The organism is Neobacillus notoginsengisoli (genome assembly GCF_003515685.1).
Classification (GTDB): Bacteria; Bacillota; Bacilli; order Bacillales; family Cytobacillaceae; genus Bacillus_D; species Bacillus_D notoginsengisoli.
The window spans coordinates 1-22746 of record NZ_QWEG01000017.1 but is presented as its reverse complement, the minus strand read 5'-3'; the positions used below and the strand labels follow the sequence as shown (position 1 = coordinate 22746).

The 22746-nt window shown below is 44.0% G+C and carries 29 protein-coding genes and 1 rRNA gene; 29 read left to right on the top strand and 1 reads right to left on the bottom strand.

The genetic code is table 11. From position 1 onward, the window contains the following. The first annotated feature begins 38 nt into the window (after positions 1 to 38). The 27 genes from fliM (at position 39) to perR (ending at position 20685) form a co-directional block, all read left to right on the top strand. On the top strand, positions 39 to 1001 hold the full coding sequence (gene fliM, locus D1B31_RS20580; RefSeq protein ID WP_118923978.1) for a flagellar motor switch protein FliM: 963 nt from the start codon (positions 39 to 41) through the stop codon (positions 999 to 1001). Beyond that, positions 970 to 1335 (top strand): flagellar motor switch protein FliN, encoded by a 366-nt coding sequence (gene fliN / locus D1B31_RS20575; RefSeq protein ID WP_118923976.1) that lies wholly within the window; start codon positions 970 to 972, stop codon positions 1333 to 1335. Before fliM ends, fliN (D1B31_RS20575) begins: the two co-directional genes overlap by 32 nt. Before the next feature lie 10 nt (positions 1336 to 1345). Then, a complete protein-coding gene (fliT, locus tag D1B31_RS20570; RefSeq protein WP_158587631.1) occupies positions 1346 to 1714 on the top strand; it encodes a flagellar protein FliT in 369 nt (122 codons plus the stop codon). A 15-nt stretch (positions 1715 to 1729) separates the two neighbouring features. Then, entirely contained in the window at positions 1730 to 2104 is a 375-nt protein-coding gene (gene fliS / locus D1B31_RS20565; protein WP_118923972.1) for a flagellar export chaperone FliS, read from the top strand. 32 nt (positions 2105 to 2136) lie between these two features. Next, positions 2137 to 2529: a flagellar basal body rod protein FlgB gene (gene flgB, locus D1B31_RS20560; protein WP_240035367.1), complete on the top strand. Its 393-nt coding sequence runs from the start codon at positions 2137 to 2139 to the stop codon at positions 2527 to 2529. A gap of 5 nt (positions 2530 to 2534) precedes the next feature. Continuing rightward, complete coding sequence (gene flgC, locus D1B31_RS20555) at positions 2535 to 2969, top strand: flagellar basal body rod protein FlgC (protein WP_118923970.1); 435 nt, start codon at positions 2535 to 2537, stop codon at positions 2967 to 2969. Between the two features lie 11 nt (positions 2970 to 2980). Then, a complete protein-coding gene (gene fliE / locus D1B31_RS20550; protein ID WP_118923968.1) occupies positions 2981 to 3274 on the top strand; it encodes a flagellar hook-basal body complex protein FliE in 294 nt (97 codons plus the stop codon). Between the two features lie 31 nt (positions 3275 to 3305). Next, the gene (gene fliF / locus D1B31_RS20545; RefSeq protein WP_118923966.1) at positions 3306 to 4892 is read left to right on the top strand and encodes a flagellar basal-body MS-ring/collar protein FliF; all 1587 of its coding nucleotides are present in this window, start codon (positions 3306 to 3308) and stop codon (positions 4890 to 4892) included. A 12-nt stretch (positions 4893 to 4904) separates the two neighbouring features. After that, positions 4905 to 5906, top strand: coding sequence for a flagellar motor switch protein FliG (fliG, locus tag D1B31_RS20540; RefSeq protein ID WP_118923964.1), 1002 nt, complete (start codon positions 4905 to 4907; stop codon positions 5904 to 5906). After that, complete coding sequence (locus tag D1B31_RS20535; RefSeq protein ID WP_118923962.1) at positions 5881 to 6636, top strand: FliH/SctL family protein; 756 nt, start codon at positions 5881 to 5883, stop codon at positions 6634 to 6636. Before fliG ends, D1B31_RS20535 begins: the two co-directional genes overlap by 26 nt. Continuing rightward, positions 6629 to 7954 carry a flagellar protein export ATPase FliI gene (fliI, locus tag D1B31_RS20530; protein WP_118923960.1) on the top strand — a complete coding sequence of 442 codons (1326 nt, stop codon included), beginning with the start codon at positions 6629 to 6631 and terminating at the stop codon, positions 7952 to 7954. Before D1B31_RS20535 ends, fliI begins: the two co-directional genes overlap by 8 nt. After that, positions 7951 to 8397: a flagellar export protein FliJ gene (gene fliJ / locus D1B31_RS20525; protein ID WP_118923958.1), complete on the top strand. Its 447-nt coding sequence runs from the start codon at positions 7951 to 7953 to the stop codon at positions 8395 to 8397. Before fliI ends, fliJ begins: the two co-directional genes overlap by 4 nt. A gap of 51 nt (positions 8398 to 8448) precedes the next feature. Further along, the gene (gene fliN / locus D1B31_RS20520; RefSeq protein WP_118923956.1) at positions 8449 to 8796 is read left to right on the top strand and encodes a flagellar motor switch protein FliN; all 348 of its coding nucleotides are present in this window, start codon (positions 8449 to 8451) and stop codon (positions 8794 to 8796) included. Positions 8797 to 8809: 13 nt separating this feature from the next. Further along, entirely contained in the window at positions 8810 to 9385 is a 576-nt protein-coding gene (locus D1B31_RS20515) for a flagellar biosynthetic protein FliO (protein ID WP_118923954.1), read from the top strand. Then, positions 9382 to 10143, top strand: coding sequence for a flagellar type III secretion system pore protein FliP (fliP, locus tag D1B31_RS20510; protein ID WP_118923952.1), 762 nt, complete (start codon positions 9382 to 9384; stop codon positions 10141 to 10143). The genes D1B31_RS20515 and fliP overlap by 4 nt, the downstream gene beginning before the upstream one ends. Before the next feature lie 11 nt (positions 10144 to 10154). Continuing rightward, the gene (gene fliQ, locus D1B31_RS20505) at positions 10155 to 10424 is read left to right on the top strand and encodes a flagellar biosynthesis protein FliQ (RefSeq protein ID WP_118923950.1); all 270 of its coding nucleotides are present in this window, start codon (positions 10155 to 10157) and stop codon (positions 10422 to 10424) included. Positions 10425 to 10430: 6 nt separating this feature from the next. Further along, positions 10431 to 11204: a flagellar biosynthetic protein FliR gene (gene fliR, locus D1B31_RS20500; protein WP_118923948.1), complete on the top strand. Its 774-nt coding sequence runs from the start codon at positions 10431 to 10433 to the stop codon at positions 11202 to 11204. Positions 11205 to 11211: 7 nt separating this feature from the next. Further along, positions 11212 to 12300: a flagellar biosynthesis protein FlhB gene (gene flhB, locus D1B31_RS20495; RefSeq protein WP_118923946.1), complete on the top strand. Its 1089-nt coding sequence runs from the start codon at positions 11212 to 11214 to the stop codon at positions 12298 to 12300. Positions 12301 to 12311: 11 nt separating this feature from the next. Then, complete coding sequence (gene flhA, locus D1B31_RS20490) at positions 12312 to 14342, top strand: flagellar biosynthesis protein FlhA (RefSeq protein ID WP_118923944.1); 2031 nt, start codon at positions 12312 to 12314, stop codon at positions 14340 to 14342. Then, positions 14339 to 15502: a flagellar biosynthesis GTPase FlhF gene (gene flhF / locus D1B31_RS20485; RefSeq protein ID WP_118923942.1), complete on the top strand. Its 1164-nt coding sequence runs from the start codon at positions 14339 to 14341 to the stop codon at positions 15500 to 15502. The genes flhA and flhF overlap by 4 nt, the downstream gene beginning before the upstream one ends. Beyond that, entirely contained in the window at positions 15462 to 16334 is an 873-nt protein-coding gene (locus D1B31_RS20480) for a MinD/ParA family protein (protein ID WP_118923940.1), read from the top strand. The genes flhF and D1B31_RS20480 overlap by 41 nt, the downstream gene beginning before the upstream one ends. 68 nt (positions 16335 to 16402) lie before the next feature. Beyond that, a complete protein-coding gene (locus D1B31_RS20475; RefSeq protein ID WP_118923938.1) occupies positions 16403 to 17110 on the top strand; it encodes a FliA/WhiG family RNA polymerase sigma factor in 708 nt (235 codons plus the stop codon). Between the two features lie 352 nt (positions 17111 to 17462). Further along, on the top strand, positions 17463 to 17870 hold the full coding sequence (locus tag D1B31_RS20470; protein ID WP_338036499.1) for an ion channel: 408 nt from the start codon (positions 17463 to 17465) through the stop codon (positions 17868 to 17870). A 105-nt stretch (positions 17871 to 17975) separates the two neighbouring features. After that, a complete protein-coding gene (gene bcp, locus D1B31_RS20465; RefSeq protein WP_118923936.1) occupies positions 17976 to 18443 on the top strand; it encodes a thioredoxin-dependent thiol peroxidase in 468 nt (155 codons plus the stop codon). Between the two features lie 197 nt (positions 18444 to 18640). Then, positions 18641 to 19588: a D-2-hydroxyacid dehydrogenase gene (locus D1B31_RS20460; protein WP_118923934.1), complete on the top strand. Its 948-nt coding sequence runs from the start codon at positions 18641 to 18643 to the stop codon at positions 19586 to 19588. A gap of 2 nt (positions 19589 to 19590) precedes the next feature. Next, complete coding sequence (locus D1B31_RS20455; protein WP_118923932.1) at positions 19591 to 20142, top strand: cob(I)yrinic acid a,c-diamide adenosyltransferase; 552 nt, start codon at positions 19591 to 19593, stop codon at positions 20140 to 20142. A 102-nt stretch (positions 20143 to 20244) separates the two neighbouring features. Further along, complete coding sequence (gene perR, locus D1B31_RS20450) at positions 20245 to 20685, top strand: peroxide-responsive transcriptional repressor PerR (RefSeq protein WP_118923930.1); 441 nt, start codon at positions 20245 to 20247, stop codon at positions 20683 to 20685. Positions 20686 to 20758: 73 nt separating this feature from the next. Here the strand turns inward: perR and D1B31_RS20445 are convergent, their stop codons facing one another. Continuing rightward, positions 20759 to 21100 carry a YgzB family protein gene (locus D1B31_RS20445; RefSeq protein ID WP_118923928.1) on the bottom strand — a complete coding sequence of 114 codons (342 nt, stop codon included), beginning with the start codon at positions 21098 to 21100 and terminating at the stop codon, positions 20759 to 20761. A gap of 270 nt (positions 21101 to 21370) precedes the next feature. Here D1B31_RS20445 and D1B31_RS20440 point away from each other — a divergent pair, with 270 nt between their 5' ends. Both D1B31_RS20440 and D1B31_RS20435 read left to right on the top strand, forming a co-directional pair. Beyond that, the gene (locus D1B31_RS20440) at positions 21371 to 22243 is read left to right on the top strand and encodes a nucleotidyltransferase-like protein (RefSeq protein WP_118923926.1); all 873 of its coding nucleotides are present in this window, start codon (positions 21371 to 21373) and stop codon (positions 22241 to 22243) included. A 307-nt stretch (positions 22244 to 22550) separates the two neighbouring features. After that, positions 22551 to 22746, top strand: a 16S ribosomal RNA gene (locus D1B31_RS20435); the annotation flags it as partial.

Sequence of the window (22746 nt, the reverse complement as noted above, 5' to 3'; positions counted from 1 at the left end):
GAATATTTTGCAAAATATAAGGAGCGAAGGGTGATTGTGTGGAATACAAATTGTCCCAGAAGCCGAGTGCAGGTGGAGCGGCGGCTGTTAAAATATATGACTTTAAAAAGGCGCTTCGCCTGTCAATGGAACAAGTAAGGGTCCTATCGAGAATCCATGAGAACTTTGCCTATCAGCTCGCGTCTTTTATTTCCGCTGAATTACGCTCAATTGTACAGGTGGAAGTAGGGTCAGTAGAACAGATGCTTTATGAGGAATTCATTAATGAATTGCCCGATACAACCATTTTAAGTGTTTTCGAAGCGAGTGAGCAGGAAATCAGGATGGTTTTGGATATGAACCCTGACATGGCTTATGGCATGATTGACCGCCTGCTGGGCGGCAAGGGTTCGGTGAAGAAATGGGAGCGGACTACTTTAACGCCAATCGAAACTAACGTATTGAAGCATTTACTGGAAGGGGTCGTCAAAACTCTTCAGAATGCTTGGGCCGATATGATTAACCTTCAGCTCAGGGTGCTTAATCTCGAAACGAATCCGCAGTTTTTGCAGCTGGCCATCCCGACTGAAACAGTTATTATCGTTACCTTTAACATTACGATCGGCAAAGTGGAAGATACGATGCGGCTATGTATTCCATACATCTTATTGGAGCCTTTTATCCCGAAGCTTTCTTCGCATAACTGGTATGGCCACGGTAAATGGGTGAAGAACAAGGATGAAAGCGATTATCTGCAGGAGAAAATCGAACATCTGGCTGTGCCTCTTATTGTCGAACTGGGAAGGGCGACTATTTCGGTAGAAGAGCTGCTTGGCCTGGCTGAAAATGATGTGATTCAACTGAATCAGCTGGTAGACGAGCCGCTGCATGTAAAGGTTAACAATGAAACGAAGTTTTTAGCACACCCGGGGACACGCAAGTCACGGGTGGCTGCCAAAATCGAGAAGGTGATAGAAGGAGATACGGAATATGACGGAACAGGGGAAACTTACACAAGATGAACTTGATGCGCTTCTGGGAGAAAGGGATGGGGAAGCTTTTCAGTTTACGGAACTTGAGCCAAATAAGGTTGGCCATCATACTGCCGAGGATATGAATTTGGACCTCCTGCTCGATATTCCATTGGAAATCGTTGTGGAACTTGGGAGGACAAAGAAAAAAATAAGTGAAGTGCTTGAACTGACAAGTGGTTCAATCGTGGAACTCGATAAAATGGCTGGTGAACCGGTTGACGTCTACATAAACAATAAGCTCATTGCAATCGGCGAAGTAGTTGTCATCGATGAGCACTTCGGCGTCAGGATCAAGGAAATCATTCAATCCCCGGTAAAATGAACGTTTGGCGGTGAGAAAGGTGCTCGAAGAAAAAAATGCCATGCTCAGGAAGTTTGGAAAGCTATCGGAAAAACTGCTCGATGCACTTAAAAATGGCAGTGATGATGAAGTACCTATGCTACTGGAGCAACGGGAATTTTGCATTTCGGCTATCAATAAACTACAAGAGGCTTCAGGAACACTTTTAACAAACAGTGAAACAACCAAACTGTTGAATGAACTCGTCAACAAAGAAGAAGAGTTGGAGAAACGGTTCAGTAAGACACTCCAGAAAATGTCCAGAAGCATCCATGCGGTCCGGAATGAACAATACGTGGCAAGGCAATACGATGAATGGAACCCTGTTTCATCAGGTTACTTTTATGACCAAAGGAAATGAAAGGAGGCAAAATGCATGCTGAATCCAAATGAGGTTTACCAAAGAAATCAAGTAACAACGGCAAGGCCCGAAGAGCTAACATTGATGCTTTACAATGGCGGGATAAAATTTCTTTACCAGGCAAAAGCCGCGATTGGCAAAAACGATTTTTCCAAAGCAAATACATTAATCATTAGGACCCAGGATATTCTATCGGAACTGATGGTGACAATGAATATGGATTATGAAATATCGAACTCCCTCCTCACATTATATGACTACATGAAACGCCGCCTAATTGAAGCCAATATCACCAAAGACCCTGAAATTCTAACTGAAATAGAAGGAATGTTAAAAGAAATAAGAACGGCCTGGTCTGAAGCGATGAAAGCAGCAAAAACACAATCCTAAATAAACGATTTATAAAAACTTAAAAATGGCAGGTGAAGGTTTTGAATGTTATTGGACTAATGTCTGGTGCGCTCGACGCTTCCGCATTGCGGCAAAAATCGATTTCAAACAACATAGCCAATGTGGATACAGCAAATTATCGGGCCGCGAAGGTCGTTTTTGAAGAACTGCTGCAAAAAGAGATTAACAGTACATTTACCGGCACGCGGACGAATGCAAAACATATCGCAATTGGGGCGGAGGGTGGAATTCCCTCAGCAAGGCTGAAGCAAGAAACCTCCGTCTTTAAGAACAGCGGCAATGGAGTCGATATCGACTTTGAAATGTCCCAGCTGAGCCAGAATGCCATCTGGTATCAGTCACTGACTTACGGGATAAACGAAGAGTTCAATTTAATTAAGAATGCAATAAGGGGAAGGGGATAAGGTAAATGTCGATTTTTCACTCACTCTCAATTAGCGGTTCGGCATTAACTGCCCAACGTTTAAGACTTGATGTTATTTCCTCAAACATTGCAAACGCGAATACAACAAGGGGTCAATATGTAAACGGCGAGTGGGTTCCCTACCGGAGGAAAATGGTTGAAATGGTGCCTGGGAATGCACCGTCCTTCGCAAGCTATTTACAAAAAGAACTGACAGGAGTGCGTGCAACAAGAGTCATCGAGGATCAAACTCCTTTTAAAGCAGTCTATGATCCCACGAATCCGGACAGCGACGAACAAGGGTATGTCCACATGCCAAATGTCGATATAACAAAAGAGATGGTTGATATGATGTCGGCTTCCAGGGCGTATGAAGCAAATGTTACCGCATTTAACGCCGGAAAAGCCATGCTTGTGAAAGCACTTGAAATAGGCAGATAAGGAGAAAAGTGATGAATATTTCCAATATACAACCGATCAATTCCAGTTTTCCAACTATTCAAAAGCCGCATAGTGCTGGAGAATCAACGTCCTTTGGTACTTTGCTGAACCAGCATATCCAGGATGCAAACGGGGCAGTCAAAAATTTCGAAATGAAGGCTGGTGCCCTTGCCAGAGGAGAGGCCATCAATCTCCATGATGTGACCATTGCAGCCCAAAAGGCGAATATTGCTGTTTCCCTGACTGCCCAAGTCCGTGATAAGGCGATTGAAGCCTATCAGGAAATAATGAGAATGCAAATTTAATGATGAAAAAAAGTAGGTTAGTGGAGCGGCCATGAATCAGCAATTACGGCAATATAAGCAACGGTATCAAGAATATTGGAATTCGGTCAGCCAAAAACGGAAGGTTGTATTTATCGCGGCCTTTTTATCTATTATCACAATTTTGTCTCTATCAATTTATTTTTTAACAAAAACAGATTATGTGCCGCTTTACAGCAATGAGATGGGTCCTAAGGAAATCGGTGACATCAAGGCGGCATTGGATAAAGAAGGCTACACGAAATACAAGCTAGATCACAATGGAACAAAAATTCTTGTTCCACAAGAAGACGCAGCGGACCTTGTTGTGTCCATGGCTGCAAAAGGCATGCCAAAAACGGGATCCATCAGTTTTTTTGATATGACAAAAGACCTACAGTTCGGGGCCACGGACCGTCAGCTTGACGCAATGGAACGCGAGGCGCTACAAGGGGAAGTTTCCAATTTGCTGCGGCATGTTGATGGTGTCAAAAACGCCGCTGTTGTTATTTCCACACCTGAAGAAAGCCTGTTCATTAGGGAAGACCAGAAAAAACCGTCATCAGCGTCAGTTGTCATTGAAATGGAGCCGGGCTATCAGCTCGAACAACAACAAATTGAAACACTATACCATCTCGTTTCAAAAAGCGTCCCGAATTTGGACAAAGAAAACATTGTCATGACAGACCAGGATGGGCGTGGTCTGACAATTCAAAACGAAACCGCCGGTGCACTAAATAACTATGAAATGCAGCGGAAGATTCAAAAGGATATCGAAACTGATATTCAAGCAGACCTTCAGCAGTTGCTAGGCACAATCATTGGACAAAATAAAGTACTGATCCAAACGTATGTAAGATTGAACTTCGACCAAGTAAAGACACAAGAAAATCTCGTCCAATCCGCTGATCCATCAGCTAAGGAAGGCATCGCGGTCAGCGTTGAAGAAATATCGAAAAAGTACAGCGGAAGAGATGCTGTATCCGAAACAACCGGTACAGGACAGACGGATATTCCCGGCTACGCCTCTCCGAACGGAGAACAGGAAAATACATCTGAAGAACTTGAAAAACGGGTTAATTATGAAGTGAACCGGATCTCCAATGAAATCGTGCAAAGCCCATACAAGATTGAAGATATCACGATCAATGTCGGGGTTGAACCTCCAGACCCCGCCAACCCAGAATCATTGACGTTGGTTACCCAGCAAAGCATCCAACAGATTCTTTCAAACGTAGTCAGGACTGCATTAAGTGATAATTCAATCCTGTCTGAAGATGATATATCTTCAAGAATCACTGTTTTTGCAAGGGAATTCAGCGGGAAAGCGGAATTACCTCAAGCAGAGGAAAAAGGCTTTGGTTTCCCATTATGGGCACTCTATGTCCTTGCTGCCGCTGCTGTTTTGGCAGTCCTCCTTTCTATATACCTCGTGAAACGGAGGAATAAACATGAATTTGAAGAAAATGATCCATTTTCTGAAGTTCAAACGGCACAGCTTGAGGTGGCGGGTACAGTTGAGGATGAAAAAGTTGTTATTAAAAAGCAAGTTGAGGAAATGGCCAAAGAGCAGCCTGAGGAATTTGTCGGCCTTCTGCGGAATTGGCTTTCCAGGGACTAAAGGGGCGATTTGATGGAAAAGTACACGAACACTCAGAAGGCTGCCATCTTACTGCTTTCGGTAGGCCCGGACGCATCTGCCGGGATTATGAAACATCTCGATGAAAAAGAGATTGAAATTATTACGAAAGAAATAACTAGCTTACGAAAAGTCACTTCAAATGTGAAGAACGATATTATGAAGGAATTCCATAAACTGGCGGTTGATGCGAATCTGGTATCTTACGGAGGAATCGATATTGCCAGGGATCTTCTGAAGAGGACGTTTGGACCAGATAAAGCAGCGGGCTTCCTAAAGAGAATGGACAATGGATCTGCTGATAAGCCGTTCAAATTTATCCAGCAGGTCGAGCAAATTCAAATTTTTAACCTGCTCCAATACGAAAATGCGCAGACGATTGCGCTTGTCCTGTCGTACCTGGATTCGGAAAAGGCTGCTGCGACCCTGGCTGCCTTCCCGCCTGAACAGCAGATCGAAATCGCCATGAAAATTGCCATGATGGATACTGCTTCACCAATAATTGTTCAGCAGGTGGAACAGGTCTTGGAGGAAAAACTTACAATGACCAGCTCACAGAGCCATGATGCGCAAAGCGGCATTGATTCAATTGTCAGCATTCTCAGCAGTGTCGACAGGGGGACTGAAAAGAATATCCTCGATACATTGCAGGAAGAAGAACCGGAGCTTGCAAATGAAATTAAGCAAAGAATGTTTGTATTTGATGATATTGCTTATCTTGATAACCGGTCTATTCAGCGAATACTTATGGATGTGCAAAATCAGGATCTTCCGCTAGCTCTTCGCACAGCATCACAAGGGGTCAAGGATGTAATCTTCCGAAATATTTCAAAGCGTCGTGAAGAGAGCCTGCAGGAAGAGATGTCTTCAACTGAACCTGTCCGCCTGAAGGATGTTGAAGACGCACAGGGCCGGATTGTTTCTATAGTCCGTAAGCTTGAGGAGGAAGGTTCTATCATCATTTCACGAAATGGGGCAAAGGACCTTGTCATCTAGGCTCGTAAAATCGTTCAATGTTGAAATTAGAAACAACCCGAAGGTAGTTGGCATTCCGGCCGTGGAGCCGAAAGAGGAAGAAAATCAGGCCGCTGCTGAAAAAGAATATGGTTGTGATATTGAACTAGAATTGCAAAAACAATTAGAAGAGTACCGAAATGAATTCGAAGAGTGGAAAAAACGGGAAGAGGAGCTTTTTCTCGTCCAACTCGAGGAAGAGAAGCGGAAGGGCTATCAGGAAGGCTATCAGCTTGGCGTTGAAGATGGAAAAAATGATGGAAAACGGCAGTATGTCTCCGAATTGCAAAAAGCAGCGGAAATACTGGAGCAGGCTTTTCAGCAAAAAGCGGAAATCATTGAGGAAGCTGAGCCATTTGTTCTTGAATTAACGATTGAGATTGCCAGAAAGGTTTTGCAGCAGGAGTTAAAAACAAATCCCGAAGCCCTCATCAATTTGATTAAGGGAACGTTGGCGGATGTTTATGAAACAGAGACCGTTTCAATCGGAGTGGCTCCTGAGGATTTCTCTTATGTACAAAAACAGCGGAAGCAACTGCTGGCTCCAGAAAACGGACAGATTGAAGTGAAGGTTTTCCCAGATTATTCAATAGACGAAGGAGGCTGCATCATCCGAACTTCTTCAGGCAGTATTGATGCGAGGATTGATATGCAGCTGGGCGAAATTAAAAAAGCCCTGCTTTCCTTTCAGAAGGAGGTAACCGGTGAGTAAATTGAATGTTAAAGCCTATCGGGATGTCCTTGAAACCGTTAATCCGATTAAAATGAACGGCAAGGTAACCCAGGTCATTGGATTGACGATTGAGTCACAGGGACCCGATGTGAAATTGGGTGATATTTGCCATATCCTTTCACCGCAACAGCAAAAACCGATCAAAGCTGAAGTGGTAGGATTCCGGAACCATAAAGTTCTGCTTATGCCTCTCGATGTCTTGCATTCAATTGCTCCCGGCTGTGATGTCGTTTCCACTGGGAAGCCATTATCCGTCAAGGTCGGGATGGATTTACTCGGAAAAGTGCTTGATGGACTCGGAAATCCCATGGATGGGAGCGCGTTTCCAGCAGGCCTTTTAGAAACAGGAGCGGATAACCTTCCTCCAAACCCGCTGACGAGGCCGAGGATTGTGTCCCCGCTGAGTGTCGGGATACGGTCAATCGATGGGTTATTGACAGTTGGCAAAGGCCAGAGGGTAGGGGTTTTTGCCGGTAGTGGGGTTGGAAAAAGCACCCTCCTCGGCATGATTGCCCGGAATACAGAAGCAGACGTGAATGTCATCGGTCTGATAGGAGAACGGGGCAGGGAGGTCCTTGACTTTATCCAGCGTGATCTCGGACAGGAAGGATTAAAGAATTCGGTCGTGATTGTAGCAACATCCGACCAGCCTGCCTTAATCCGGATCAAAGGAGCTATGGTCGCAACAGCCATTGCGGAGTTTTTCCGTGATCAGGGGATGAACGTCAACCTTATGCTTGATTCTGTTACCCGATTTGCAATGGCCCAGAGGGAAATTGGGCTGGCGATTGGTGAGCCCCCAACGACTAAGGGCTATACTCCTTCCGTTTTTGCGATGCTTCCCCGCCTTCTCGAGCGGGCCGGAACAAACGAAAACGGCAGCATTACAGCGTTTTATACGGTTTTAGTAGATGGGGACGACATGAATGAGCCTATCGCGGACTCAGTTAGAGGAATTTTGGACGGGCATATTGTCCTTGACCGGAAAATAGCCCAAAAAGGCATTTATCCGGCTATCGATATACTCGCCAGTGTGAGCCGGGTTATGAAGGATATTGCAGACAAGGAACATATACAAGCGGCGGAAATGCTGAAAAAGCATATGAGTGTTTACCGAAAGGCGGAAGATCTCATTCAAATCGGCGCTTATAAGCGCGGGACGGACCGTGATATTGATAAGGCAATGGATGTTAAAGGATGGATTGACGAGTTTATTAAACAAGGAACCGATGAATCTTCTTCATTGGATTTAACCATCAGCCAACTACTAAATCAATTTGGAGAGAATGAAATATGACCTTTCAATTCGCTTACGAAAACATTCTATCTTTGAAAGAAAAAGAGAAAGATTTGACTTTATCTGAGGTGGGGCGGCTGACAATTAAAAAAGAAGGAATCCAGAAAGAATTGAATTCCCTCAGGCAAAATAGGCTCGATTGCGCTGCTCAGTGGGAACAGCAGAATAATGTTACTTTCATCTCGCACATTCTACAACGTAATGAGTACCTCGGTTTTTTGGATAAGAAAATCGCTAGTTTCGAAAAGAAACTGGCGGAGGTTGACAGGGAAATTGCAGTCAAAAAAGATGAGCTCCTCTCCAAGCAAAAAGAGGCAAAAACATGGACCTCTTTGCGTGAGAAATCACTAAATTCCTATTTGGAGCAGCAAAAAAAAGTGGAACAAGACGTGCTGGATGAGATTGCGTCTATCCGCCATTTTCATCAAAACGCTATGATATAGCAAGTACACGGAACCGGGAGCAAAAATTTTCACGAAAGGGTGGAAATGTGAATGAAAGAGAAAAAGCCAGGCAATTTTGGAGCTGTTCAGTCAGTCCAGTTTTCCCCATTTTCCGAACAGGCTTCCATTTCTCCGGGGAACAATGAGATCAATATGCTGACAGATGTAACTCTTCAAGTCGAATTCGAACTGGGAAGGGCTGTAAAAACAGTAAGGGAACTACTCGAACTGAAAAAAGGTTCAGTCATCGGCCTAAATAAACTGGCCGGGGAATATGTTGATGTCCTCGTAAACCAGCAGCAAATTGCCACAGGTGAGGTCGTCGTCATGGATGACAAATTTGCAGTACGAGTTACAGAAGTGATTTCCGACCGGGACAAGGAGAAAAAAATCAGGTGAGAGGTACAATCTTGTGAGTTGTAGAAATATAATCATTTTACTGGCTTCGAGCCTGATCCTATTGCTAGTGCCGCTGACAGTAACGGCGGCCTCCGAAAGTAATGTTTATGAAAAGTACGAAAAGAATACTGAACATGAAAACAATGAAACTGTTGAAATAAATAAGCCAGGAAGCACGTCGATTTTGCCCTATGCCCTGAAATTTATCAGTTCCTTCCTATTAATAATAGCGCTTCTCTACTTTGTCTTAAAATTTCTATCCAAGCGCGGCAATTTAGCCGGCAGAGGTGGTGCCTTCCATGGCATCGGTGGCCACCCATTAGGAAACAACCGGTCTGTCCAGCTCCTGATGATAGGCGATACCCTCTACATCTTGGGTGTTGGTGCTTCTATTCAGCTGATTAGAATGATTCCGCCTGGCGAAGAGCAGTCAAGGCTTTTGGAATCGGCGGCGATCAAGCCGGATGAAGCCGTCCTAGATTGGGGCTCCAAGCTGAAGCAAACCTCATACGAAAAGTGGAAAGAGCTTCTCGTCAAACAGCTGAAAGAGGGAAACCCTAGATCTGGACAGGAGAATGAACACAAATGAGGAAGCGGATTGATTTAAAAAAGGTTGCCATAATCATCCCTATGATATTTTTGCTCATCCAAGAGTCAGCTTCCGCCCAAATGTCCATTCCTGGGATTAGCTTGGACATTGGCGGAACAGGAAATCTGGAAGACACGGCATTGTCAATTAGGTTATTACTCTTGCTGACCGTTCTTTCTGTCGCGCCAGGGCTCTTGCTGCTCATGACTTCATTTACTAGAATTGCAATCGTACTTTCCTTCGTCCGGACCGCAATTGGGACCCAGACAATGCCCCCGGCTCAGGTGATCATGGGGCTTAGTATGATTTTTACATTTTTTATCATGGGCCCTACGTTTCAAGAAATGAATAAAGATGCTCTCCAGCCATTTCTTGCGGGGGAAATTGCCCAGGAAGAGGCGTTTGATAAAGCAAGCGGGCCGATTAAAGTATTTATGGCAAAACAGACAAGGGAAAGTGATTTGAAACTTTTTCTGGATTACAGGGAGCCTGTAGAAATAAACGGAATCAAGGACATTCCTCTGACAGCCCTCGTTCCCGCCTTTGCCATTAGTGAACTCAAAACAGCTTTCCAAATGGGATTCTTAATTTTTGTTCCTTTTATCATAATCGATATGATTGTTGCCAGTGTGCTGATGGCAATGGGAATGATGATGGTTCCGCCTTCACTTATTTCCCTGCCATTTAAAATCCTTCTATTTATACTTGTTGATGGATGGCATTTAGTCGTGAAATCGTTGTTTGTAAGTTTTTCATAAGGAGAAATCGTATGACACCCGACAGTATTATGGGGCTTGCCCAAAGTTCAATCTATTTAACGTTAATGGTCCTTGCACCTGTTCTCGGAATTGCCCTTGTCATTGGACTGACCGTCAGTATCTTTCAGGCGATAACCCAGATTCAGGAACAGACTTTGGCTTTTACGCCCAAAATTATCGCCGTCTTTGTAAGCCTTTTGTTTTTTGGACCGTGGATGCTAACGCAAATGGTCGATTTCACTCGAAATATTCTGTCCAACCTGACAAGTTATATAGGATAAACCAGAATGGATATACTTGCATTCTTGCCTTATTGGCTTCTCGTATTTGTCCGGCTGGCCAGTTTCTTTTTGGCGGCACCTGTCTGGAAGGACAAGCAGGTACCGGGCCATTTCAAGATCGGCTTTGCTTTTTTTACAACTGTACTCGTCTCGGGTGTCATTGAGCCTGTACCTATCGCAGAAATGGACTCCATTTATACGTTATTGATTTTAAAAGAAACGATAGTTGGCCTAAGTCTCGGTTTTTTTGCTTCGGTATTAATCTATGCTATCCAGCTTGGCGGAAGCTTCGTCGACATGCAAAGCGGACTGGCGATGTCGACAATGTTCAATCCCCAGACAGGAGTTCAGGAGCATATTACAGGGCGCTTTTATTATGCCATGGCAATTTTACTTTTTCTAGCCGTGGATGGCCATCATATCCTCCTGCAAGGGGCGATTGCGAGTTTTCAATGGATTCCGCCCGAAATGTGGCTTCCCAGTGAGGCTTCGGAAAATATGGCGAAACTGTCGCTCTCTATTTTGAAAAACATGTTTTGGATTGCGGTTTTAATCGCAGCTCCGATGTTAGGTACCATTTTTATGGTCGATATAGCGCTTGGCATGCTTTCAAAAATGGTTCCGCAAATGAACCTGTTTGTTGTTGGAATCCCAATTAAGCTATTTGCTCATTATATTGTGTTATTTGTGACAATGCCTGTTTTCTTTTATGTAGTCGGAATGCTAATCCGTGTCATGACCCAATCTACCGGACAGCTCTTGAAAATGATCGGAACTTAAAGGATGAATGACCATGCTTGTTAGATTGGACCTGCAGCTATTTGCTGAAAAAACTGAAAAGGCTACACCAAGAAAAAAGCAAGATGCCCGCAAAAAGGGACAGGTGGCCAAAAGTACCGATTTATCAAATGCAGTCGTTCTCTTGGGCTCTTTTTCCTTCCTGGCTATTTATGGGGAATATGCGGGTGGGAGGCTGCTTCAAATGTTTAAAGTAAGCCTGTCTAATTCTCTTTTATATCATCTGACAGAGGAATCAGTTGTATTGTTATTTAAAAATATTTTGTTCAATGCCGTACTGATTGCCGCCCCAATCATCGTTATTGCCTGGCTGGCGGCCATTGTTTCTACAATATCACAAGTTGGATTCCTCGTTGCTCCGGAATCCATCAAAATGGATTTGAAAAAAATCGATCCTATTTCAGGAGCGAAAAGGATCTTTTCGATGAGAAGTATTGTCGAGTTGCTTAAATCGATTCTAAAGGTTTTACTCATCACGACTGTAGCGGGGATATTTCTTTGGAAGCAAAAAGGAATTCTGTTGAAACTGCCCCAGATGGAGCCTCTGTCTATTGTGGGGTTGCTAGCTTCCCTTACCGTCAAAATGGGGATGGTTATCTCCGCGGCCTATCTTGTACTTGCAGTCGGTGACCTCTTTTACCAACGATATGACCATGCAAAAAAACTGAAAATGTCCAAGCAGGATATTAAGGATGAACATAAAAAAACTGAGGGCGACCCGCTGGTTAAGCAAAAAATCAAAGAAAAACAAAGGCAGGTTGCAAGCTTCAGAATGATGCAGGATATTCCGAAAGCACAAGTGATTATCACAAATCCGACTCACTTTGCAGTCGCGATTGCCTATGAGGCGGGAAAAATGAGTGTCCCTACCGTCGTTGCCAAAGGGGCGGACTTCCTTGCTTTGAAAATCAGGGAAGTCGCGAAGGAGCATCGGGTTGTCATTATGGAAAACAAACCTCTTGCCCGTGCCCTGTATGCAGGCGTTGAGGTGGGGGAGGAAATTCCCGAAGAACTATTTAAAGCTGTAGCCGAGGTGCTCGCTTACGTCTATCGTGTTAAAGGAACTTTAAGCAAGTAGAGGGTGAAGGAATGTCAATGAAAAATATGGGTGTCCTGGTGGCTGTCATACTGATTGTGGTCATGATGGTCATCCCGATACCAACTTTTATGCTTGATATATTGCTCATATTAAATCTTTCAATGGCCATTATGATTCTGTTAATTACAATGAACATGAAAGAGGCGCTCGACTTTTCAATCTTTCCTTCTGTCGTATTGCTGACAACTTTATTCCGGCTTGCCTTGAGTGTTTCCACTACCCGCTCAATCCTTTCTCACGCAGATGGAGGAAAGGTCATCGAAGCATTTGGCAGCTTTGTAATCGGCGGGAACGCCGTCGTCGGATTTATCGTTTTCCTGATCCTCGTCATTATTCAGTTTATTGTCATTACAAAGGGTTCGGAGCGTGTGGCCGAAGTTGCTGCCCGTTTTACGCTTGATGCAATGCCGGGAAAGCAGATGAGTATTGATGCAGACTTGAATACCGGGATGATTAATGACCAGGAGGCCCGCGCCCGCCGTAAAAAGGTCGAGCAGGAAGCGGATTTTTACGGCTCCATGGACGGTGCGAGCAAATTCGTCAAAGGAGATGCGATTGCCAGCATCATTATTTTGATCATTAACATTACAGCCGGTTTTGCAATTGGAATGACAACTCATGGAATGGCTTTAACGGAAGCGGTAAGCACATTTACGCTTTTGTCTGTCGGGGACGGGCTTGTCAGCCAAATACCGGCACTGTTAATTTCAACCGCGACAGGTATTGTGGTGACAAGGGCGGCGTCTGAGGGAAGTCTTGGTGATGACCTAACAAATCAAATGTTTTCCTATCCACATCTTCTCTACATAGTGGCGGGGGTTATTGCACTGTTCGGACTGTTTACACCAATCGGTATCTTCCTGACATGGGGGATAGCAGGATTGTTGGCTTTCGCAGGGTATCAAATCCAGAAAAAGCAGACAATAGGCGAATCTGTTGATGAAAATAATCAGGCCGAACAGGAACTTGAAGAAGTAAGGAAGCCAGAAAATGTCTTTCATTTGCTTCGGGAAGATCCGATTGAGTTTGAATTCGGCATCGGACTCATTATGCTTGCTGATGTAAACCAAGGTGGGGATTTGCTTGACAGGGTCGTTGCGATTCGCAGGCAGATTGCCATGGAACTTGGACTCGTTGTTCCTGTTATCCGCATTCGGGACAATATCCAGCTTCAACATAATGAATATGTCATTAAAATAAAAGGCAATCCTGTCGCGGGTGGAGAAATTATGCTCGATCACTTCTTGATGCTCAACCCAGTTGATGAGGAACATGGCATTGGCGGGGTTGAAACGACCGAGCCTACATTCGGGCTCCCTGCACTATGGATTACTGAGGGCCAAAAAGAAGAAGCGGAGCTATTCGGTTATACCGTTATTGATCCATCTTCAGTAATCAGCACCCACTTGTCGGAAACGATTAAGAAATATGCCCATGAAGTATTGGGGAGAGAAGAGACGAGCCATCTGATCAACCACTTGAAAGAAACCCATCCTTCCCTTGTGGAAGAACTGATTCCAAATGTTTTAAGCTTGGGCGATATCCAGAAGGTGCTACAAAAGTTATTAAAGGAGAATGTTTCGATCAGAAGCCTCTCGGTCATTTTTGAAGCGCTTGCCGAATATGCGGCATACACAAAAAATACCGATATCCTGACTGAGTATGTCCGGCAATCACTATCCCGCCAATTGACCTCTCAGCACGTAGAAAACGGGATAATACACGCCATCCAGGTGGGTGCGGGCATTGAGAAGAAATTGGCGGAATCGATACAGCGTTCCGAGCAGGGAGATATTCTCGCCATCGATCCAGAATCGGCGAATCAATTGATTCATTCCTTTACACAATCCATCCAGGAAATGGCCGAGATGGGAGTCCGTCCTGTCATTTTGTCATCCTCCGGAATCAGGATGTATGTAAGGCAGCTGCTAGAACGGGCATTCAGCGATATCCCGATTCTTTCTTATAATGAGCTCGAACCGAATGTCGAAGTAAAGAGTGTTGGAGTGGTTAAAGTATGATGATTAAAACCTATGTCGTCGATCATTTGCCGGATGTGTATCCAATGATCTTTCGTGATTTGGGCCCTGAAGCGTTTATCTTGAATTCCAAGGACATTCGGACTGGCGGTTTCCTTGGACTATTCGGAAAAAAACAAGTCGAAGTAGTGGCTGCAGCAGACCTATCCAAAGAGCTGCCTGTCAAAAGCACTCCGGCCAACGGTAAGGCAGAGGATACAGCAACAGCTTCTCCGGAACCCGATGTCTTGAAAGAGTTATCCGAGGTAAAAAGCCTGATTCACTCACTTATGAAAACAAGGGATGCACCAGCTATACATCCTCCACGGAATAACGGGCTGGACAAATGGGTCCTGCATCTTGAAGAACATGAGGTCGACAAGGAAGTCATTCAGTATATTGTCAAGAAGGCGGAAATGCGGACAGCTGGAATGGGTGACAGGGAACTGGAAAGCCTCCTAGTATCCATCGTTGCAGAACTGTTCGAAGAAGGCATCTGCAGGGAAAAAGATGAAAATCCCGACAATGAGGGAAGCCCGTTATTAATTACTCTTGTTGGCCCTACTGGGGTAGGGAAAACAACAACGATTGCCAAGCTTGCAGCTGCCCGTGTCTTTCAACACAAACAGAAAGTGGGACTGCTTACAGCGGATACCTTCCGGATTGCCGCTGTAGAACAAATGTTAACCTATGCGGACATTTTAAATATTCCGCTGGAAGTTGTCATGAAGGCTGATGAATTGGTAAATGCCATAACCGCTTTAAAGGGGCGTCAGGTGATTTTCATGGATACAGCTGGACGCAACTATTTGGAACAAGAATATATAGAAGAAATTAATCACTTTTTACGGTACGACTCCCTTCAGGAAAACTACCTTGTCCTAAGCATGGCATCGCGTTGGAAGGACATGAAGAAGATTGTCGAACAAATGAAAACTATTCCAATCGACAAACTCATTTTGACAAAATGGGATGAAACGACCTGTTTCGGGGCAGCCCTTAATATGGTCTATCACTACCCTTACCCTTTATCCTATCTTTGCACTGGGCAAGAAGTTCCGCAGGATATTATACATGCTGACGCTGAATATATGGCGAAAAAGCTTCTAGGAGTCGATAAACATGCTGAACGACCAGGCATACCAGTTAAGGCAATTGTCTGAATCCCTGGCGGGGCGCGGACGACCTTTTACCCGTGTTGTGACTGTCGCAAGCGGAAAGGGCGGCGTCGGAAAATCAAACTTTACATTAAATTTTGCGCTCAGCCTTATGGAACTTGGGCAAAAGGTTGTTGTCATTGATCTTGATATAGGCATGGCCAATCTAGATATCTTAATGGGTACGGCCCCGAGGCATCACCTTTTTGACATGGTCAGGCTCCGTAAAAACATTTGGGAAGTTCTTGAAAAAGGTCCGCGCGGCCTTGAATATCTGGCTGGAGGGTCCGGATTCCAACAGCTCTGTAAGTTGGAGGAAGAAGAAAGAGATTATTTTTTCCGGGAGTTAGAGAAGCTGCAGGGGTATGCGGATATTGTCCTGATTGATACGGGAGCTGGCATGACGCTTGAATCGCAGCGCTGCCACCTATCAGCGGATGATATCATCCTATTGACAACACCAGAACCAACCTCAATGGCAGACGCGTATTCCGTCGTCAAAATTTTGCATAACCAAAAAGAAACAATTTCTTTTCATTTGCTAATTAACAGGGTTGGCCACTACCGTGAAGGAATGGAAGCCGCCGGTAAATTTAAAATGGCCGTCCAGTCCTTCCTGAATAGGGATATAAAAATATTTGGCGCCATTCCGGATGATTCAGCTGTCACACGTTCTGTTTTGAAACAGGTTCCTTTTTATACCGCTAATCCACGATCCCCCGCTTCATTGATGATGAAAAAGTTGGCTGTCAGATTTAGTGACGGTACAGCCGTCAACCACGAAAAAGGCGGAATGAAAGGGTTTATCAGCAGCCTAACGAAAATGCTCAGGTCATAAATGAATGTCGTAAAATTGCCTAAGCCATTGGACAGGATAATCAGGATTGATGGAAAGGGGGAGTTCATTTGAATTGGAATGCTGAAAAAGAATTGGATGAATATATTCCTTTGGTCCGTCTGGTTGTAACCCAGATGAAAAAAAGATTGTCCGATAAAGCGGATGAGAGTGAGTTGTTCTCGTTCGGCATGACAGGACTTTGGGATGCAGGCCTGAAATTTAATCCCGGCCAGGGAGTCAAATTTGAAACGTATGCCGTACAAAGAATCCGCGGGGAGATACTTGATGGTCTTCGACAGACGGACCATGTTTCGCGCACCTTGCGTACGAAGGAAAAGAAAATACGCAAGGCGGTAGAAGAATTGGAACAAGTGTATTTGCGCCGCCCCACAACTTCAGAAGTCAGCACGCACCTTGGTATGAGCAAAGCGGAGTATGAACAAACCCAAATGCAGCTATCCTTTATCAATCAGGATTCACTAAATGAACCTTTGGACCAGGAGGAAGCTTCACCGGTTAAACAAATTGAAGATACAAATACACTTAGGCAGGATGAATGGCTCGAAACGAAGGAACGAAAAAAGGCACTTGCCTCATTCATTGATGCATTGCCTGAAAGGGAAAAATTAACCCTTGCTTTGGTTTATTACGAAAATCTTACCCTTACGGATGTAAGTGTTGTCCTGGGGGTACATAAATCAAGGGCTTCCCAGCTTCATCAGCAGGCGCTTAAGCGCTTGCGTAAGCAAATGGAGCAGCAGGGCTTTGAATGGTAGGTTCCAGAATCGGAAGGACCGCCTGTTCCCGCTATTGCGGTGACAGGCTTTATTGTTTTATCATACCCGAATACTGCTCTAAACAAGGACAAGTCGGCATAGGATTAAGTGAAACTGCCATCAGTAGGGTGCCTTTCCCTACTGATGGTTAGTCCCGCTCTACTGCCGTTAATATCTCCGCTAGAGCGGGGATTATGCGGCAGTACGAAGCCGATTGGTTCAACTAAGCCGCTGAAACGCACAGCGGCAAGTTTCACTGTAACTGACCAATCGGACCTTAAGGGACAGTTGCCTTCAAAGGAGGCTTACTGTCCCTTAAGGTGGGGTAGATTGGCTGAAGAATTTCGGGGTGGTGGGTCAATTGTATTATGTATTGTTGATTGGCACCGGTATTTGCCTGTTTATGAGCCTTAGAACGCTGTTTGTTCCGAACAGAAACAGAGGGAGTCTTATCTCATTCGAGAATTTTCTTTACCTGGGAATGGTTTATTTCACTGTTTTGACCGGCTTTGGGATGGTCTATTTGTTGCTTGGGTTATATGCGGAACCCGTTCTCGCCGAAGCTGGGAGGCCAGGCGGCACCGCCTTTTTGCAAAAGGCAGAAACGGCTGTCTATTTTAGCGCGATGACTTTATTTTCAGTCGGTCACGGTGATGTCGTACCGCTTGGTGCAGGCAGATGGCTGGCGCTTCTGGAAGCGCTTGTCGGCTATACGATTCCGGCTGCCTTTGTGGCGAGGGCTGTCATGGATAGGGAATAATCACCGCATCTTTTCGAACCGGCTAGTTTAAGCCGGAAAAGTTGTACTGTTCCAATAGATTGGGTAGTCTAAAGGCAGGTACAATTCGAGAATGGAGTGGTGGAAATGACTGTTCAAACAGGAGCGATGGCGCCGGATTTCAGCCTGCCATCGGTTGATGGAAAGCAAGTAAAACTATCTGATTTCAAGGGAAAAAATGTTGTCCTTTATTTTTATCCAAAGGACATGACGCCTGGCTGCACAACGCAGGCATGCGATTTCCGCGATCAGCATCAAAGCTTTGAAGATGTGAATGCAGTTGTCATCGGAGTCAGTCCGGATCCAGTGGAAAGGCATAAGAAGTTCATTGAAAAATACGACCTCCCCTTCCTTCTATTGGCTGATACGGAGCACGAGGCTGCCGAGGCTTACGGGGTTTGGAAGCTTAAAAAAAATTTCGGCAAGGAATATATGGGTATTGAAAGAAGTACATTTGTCATTGATAAGGAAGGAAGAATTGCGAAAGAGTGGCGCGGTGTGAGAGTAAAAGGGCATGTGGAAGAAGCACTCGAATTTGTCAGGGCAAACGCCTGATGCCTATTTTTAATAGATAAGGCTGATGTCCATGCAATCATAGATCGCGGGAATACCTTATAGTAGGGCATACCTCCTCAGATTAAAAGCCTTTAAGGCCGGGAAACCGGCCTTCTTTTTTTTTGTTGCGGAAGTCTGAAAATTTCAAGAAAATGATCACGGGTGGTATGATTTAAGAAAAAAACAGGGGTGCCTTAATGAAAATATTATTTACCTTCATACCATCGGAAAAGCTCCAGAACGAAATACAAGCCGAATTTCCAGAGCATGAGTTTCATTTTTGCAAAATGAAGTCCGCCGGAAGTCTGGCGGAGGAAGCTGAGATTTACGTTACATATGGGGAAGATTTGGACAATAGCTATATTGAGAAAGCAAAAAATCTAAAGTGGATCATGGTCATGTCAGCCGGCATGGACAGGATGCCTTTTGAAGAGTGCGCCAAAAGAGATATCTTGGTCACGAATGTCAGGGGCATACACAAAATCCCAATGGCTGAATTTACGCTTGGCACCATGCTGCAGCATGTGAAACAATATCCTCTTTTACAGAGGAAGGAGCAGCAGGAGGATTGGGATAGAAAGGTAAAAGTTGAGGAGTTGGCTGGAAAAAATTTGCTCGTTCTTGGTATAGGGGCAATCGGCGGAGAAACCGCCCGGCTGGCGAAGGCTTTCAGGATGACTGTTACAGGTATCAATCGCAGCGGAAAGCAGCATGAGTATGCGGACCAGACAGATACTTTCGCGAATATCAGCGCATGGCTGCCGCAGGCTGATTTCGTTTTATCTGTTTTGCCAAGTACTTATGAAACGCGTTATTTGCTTGAAGTAGGGCATTTTAAATTGATGAAGGATTCTGCTGTTTTCATCAATATTGGCAGAGGCGATCTTGTGAAAGAGGAAGTTCTTCTAAAGGTAATGGAAGAGCGGATGATCGCGCATGCCTATCTGGATGTTTTTAAAACAGAACCACTGCCAAAAGGGCATCCTTTCTGGAAAATGGACAATGTAACGGTAACGCCGCCCCTTTCCAGTATTACGAGGCAATATTTGCCACGTTCATTTGAGATATTTAAACATAACCTTCGAGCATATGTTAATAAGGAAGAAAACTTTATCAATGGGATTGATTTATCCAGGGGGTATTAAAAATGAAAATCTATACGAAATCGGGGGATAAAGGCACAACGTCGCTTATTTATGGTAGCCGGGTTGCCAAGGATGATGCGAAGGTTGAAGCGTATGGAACGTGTGATGAAACCAATTCAGCGATTGGACTCGCACTTTCACTTTTGCAAAATGAATTTTTTGCCGGAAAAGAAAAAGTCAGCAATGTATATCATAAAATCCAGACGCAGCTTTTCCACGTTGGCGCTGAGCTGGCGACCCCTGAAGGGAAAGAGGTAAAATGGACACTGAAACAGTCTGACATTGAGGAAATGGAAAAGCAGATTGATGACTGGGATTCAAGCCTGCCATCCTTAACAAACTTCATTCTTCCGGGGGGTCATCCCGCGGGGGCGGCCTTTCATGTTGCCAGGACTGTGGCGAGAAGGGCAGAAAGGGCCGCTGTTTCCCTTGGTGAGTCGGTAAACCCACTCGTACTAGCTTATTTAAACCGATTATCCGACCTCCTGTTTGTGACTGCAAGGTATCTAAATGCAAAACTTGGGGCTGAGGAGAAGACCCTTCATCAAGAATGAGAATCCTTTATAGAATGCGCATGTATTGACAAAACCAGTACTTTAGAGATAAACTATTTATAACAATTACAATATAAGAATTTATGTATAGAAGAGAGGTGCATGACGGTGCCACAACAATTGAAAGATGCATTGAATGTGTTAAAGGAAACAGGTGTGAGAATGACACCTCAACGCCATGCAATACTGGAATATTTAATTCAATCCATGTCGCACCCGACTGCAGATGATATTTACAAAGCGCTTGAAGGAAAATTCCCGAACATGAGCGTTGCAACAGTTTATAACAACCTTCGTGTTTTTAAAGAAGTAGGTTTGGTCAAAGAACTGACCTATGGAGACGCTTCAAGCAGGTTTGATTTTAAAACGTCTGACCATTACCATATTATCTGTGAAAAGTGCAATAAAATAGTCGACTTTTTCTACCCGGGGCTAGATGAGGTTGAACACCTCGCATCCCACGTAACCGGTTTTAAAGTAGCCCACCATAGAATGGAAATCTATGGAGAGTGCCCGGAATGTAATTCGAACGAAGCTCACTGATGGTTTTGGGAGAATCTAAAATTGTCTTGTCAAAAAAACGCCTGGTAAATTTCCAGGCGTTTTTTGGTGTGTATTATTTTCTATTATATGATTCATCGAAATCTTTACCTTCAAGACTCGGATCGAGTGTAAGCGGTTCTCGGCAATACATGCACATATCAACTCGGCCGAGCATCTTTGTGTGCCTGCCGCAGCCAGGACAGACTACTTGAACGGTCTTAGTGGAAAGCATGCCAATCCAGAAGTATACGACTGTGCTGGCAATAATGAATAAAAAACCGACCAGCATAAAGATGGTCATCAATAAAGGTGAAGTCCGGAAAAATATGCCGCCATACATAACGATAAATCCGATGAAAATAAGGCTAAGCGCAAATGTACGGATTTTATTAATTTTGCTTGAATACTTACCCATGCAATTCCCTCCCGATTTCTAACTATATCATACCACGGCATAGGGGGAAACGTAGCGTATGATTTGGAATGAAGAAAAAATTGCTTGTATTAATAGGAAGGAAAAAATGAAATTATTGTCGAAACTATATTTAAGAAGTGAGTTTCTTTGGAGGCAATATTGAGTTTTCACTTCATACCCGCTAATTTTATATAAGTAGAAAAGCGATTCATGCCAAGCCAGCTATTGGGACGAGACATGAAAATGCAATGTATAGATGGAGGAAAGATGATGGAAGATATCCTTCGGCCAGTTTATCAGGAGAGGGCCAGCCAGGAAAATACACTTGGAGTTTTAGTTATTGAGAAAAAAGAAAAAAACAGCCCAACGACTGATTTTTTTGATGCAATTCTGCTTGTAATCGTACATGATGCGGATGAACATCTAACAATAAAACATTATTCGTATGACTGCAAAAAAGCCGCTCTGCACACCATAACGGAGTCAATGCTCCGTGAATGGATGCTTCTTGGAACAAATAAAAAAATATTTGAATGGCTATATAGTGGGAAAGTCGTTTTTGACAGGAATGAATATATTAAGAAGCTCCTTATTGAATTCAGGGATTTTCCGTTTTACGGCCGTAAAATAAAAATGGGAATTGAATTTGCGAAATTAATCCGCCGCTACCTGGATGGAAAGGCCTTTTTTGAAAATGGACAATATCTTGATGCATTCAATTATGTTGTTCACTCGTTGCATCATCTTGCGCGACTGGCGGTGATCGAAAATGGGTTTCATCCTGAATTGACAGTCTGGAATCAGGTAAAGCAAATTGATCCGGAGCTTTTCAAACTGTATGAGGAACTTGTAACAAGTGAAGAGGGTTTGGAGAAAAGGCTTGAGTTGCTTTTTCTAGCCAGTGAATTTCTTATCCACTCAAGGACAAAAGTTGGCGCTGCCCACCTGCTCAATTTATTAAAAAATAAAGAAGCCTGGACGATTGGTGAACTAATGAAAGAAGAAGAACTTAAACATTATTCAGTTGACCTGAGTGTATTGCTTGAATACCTTGCTGAAAAGAATCTAATTGAAGCGTTCCAGGTTGAAACCAAAAGCTCAGGGTTATTCCATAGGTACTATCGGATTGGGAACGCCATTTAAATATTATTATTTCAAAAAAACAAAAAAGGTATTGACCTATAGTAAAAAACTTGTTATATTAGTATCCGTCGCTACGAATTGAACTTAAACGTCTTTCGGAAGCGACGGGTTAAAAAAGTATTGACACAACATGAAACTTCGTGTTATAGTATAAAAGTCGCCTCTTACGGCGGTGTGAAGTTTCGAGTTAAGTAATACAACAAGATTATTGCTCTTTGAAAACTAAACAAACAAGCGTCAACAAACAATAATATAGTGATTTTCGGATCACTAGCCAACGTAACTTTATGAGCTAAACTCATACTCTTTCTTGGAGAGTTTGATCCTGGCTCAGGACGAACGCTGGCGGCGTGCCTAATACATGCAAGTCGAGCGAAAGTTTCAAAAGCTTGCTTTTGAAACTTTAGCGGCGGACGGGTGAGTAACACGTGGGCAACCTGCCTGTAAGACTGGGATAACTCCGGGAAACCGGGGCTAATACCGGATAATCCTTTTCCCTGCAT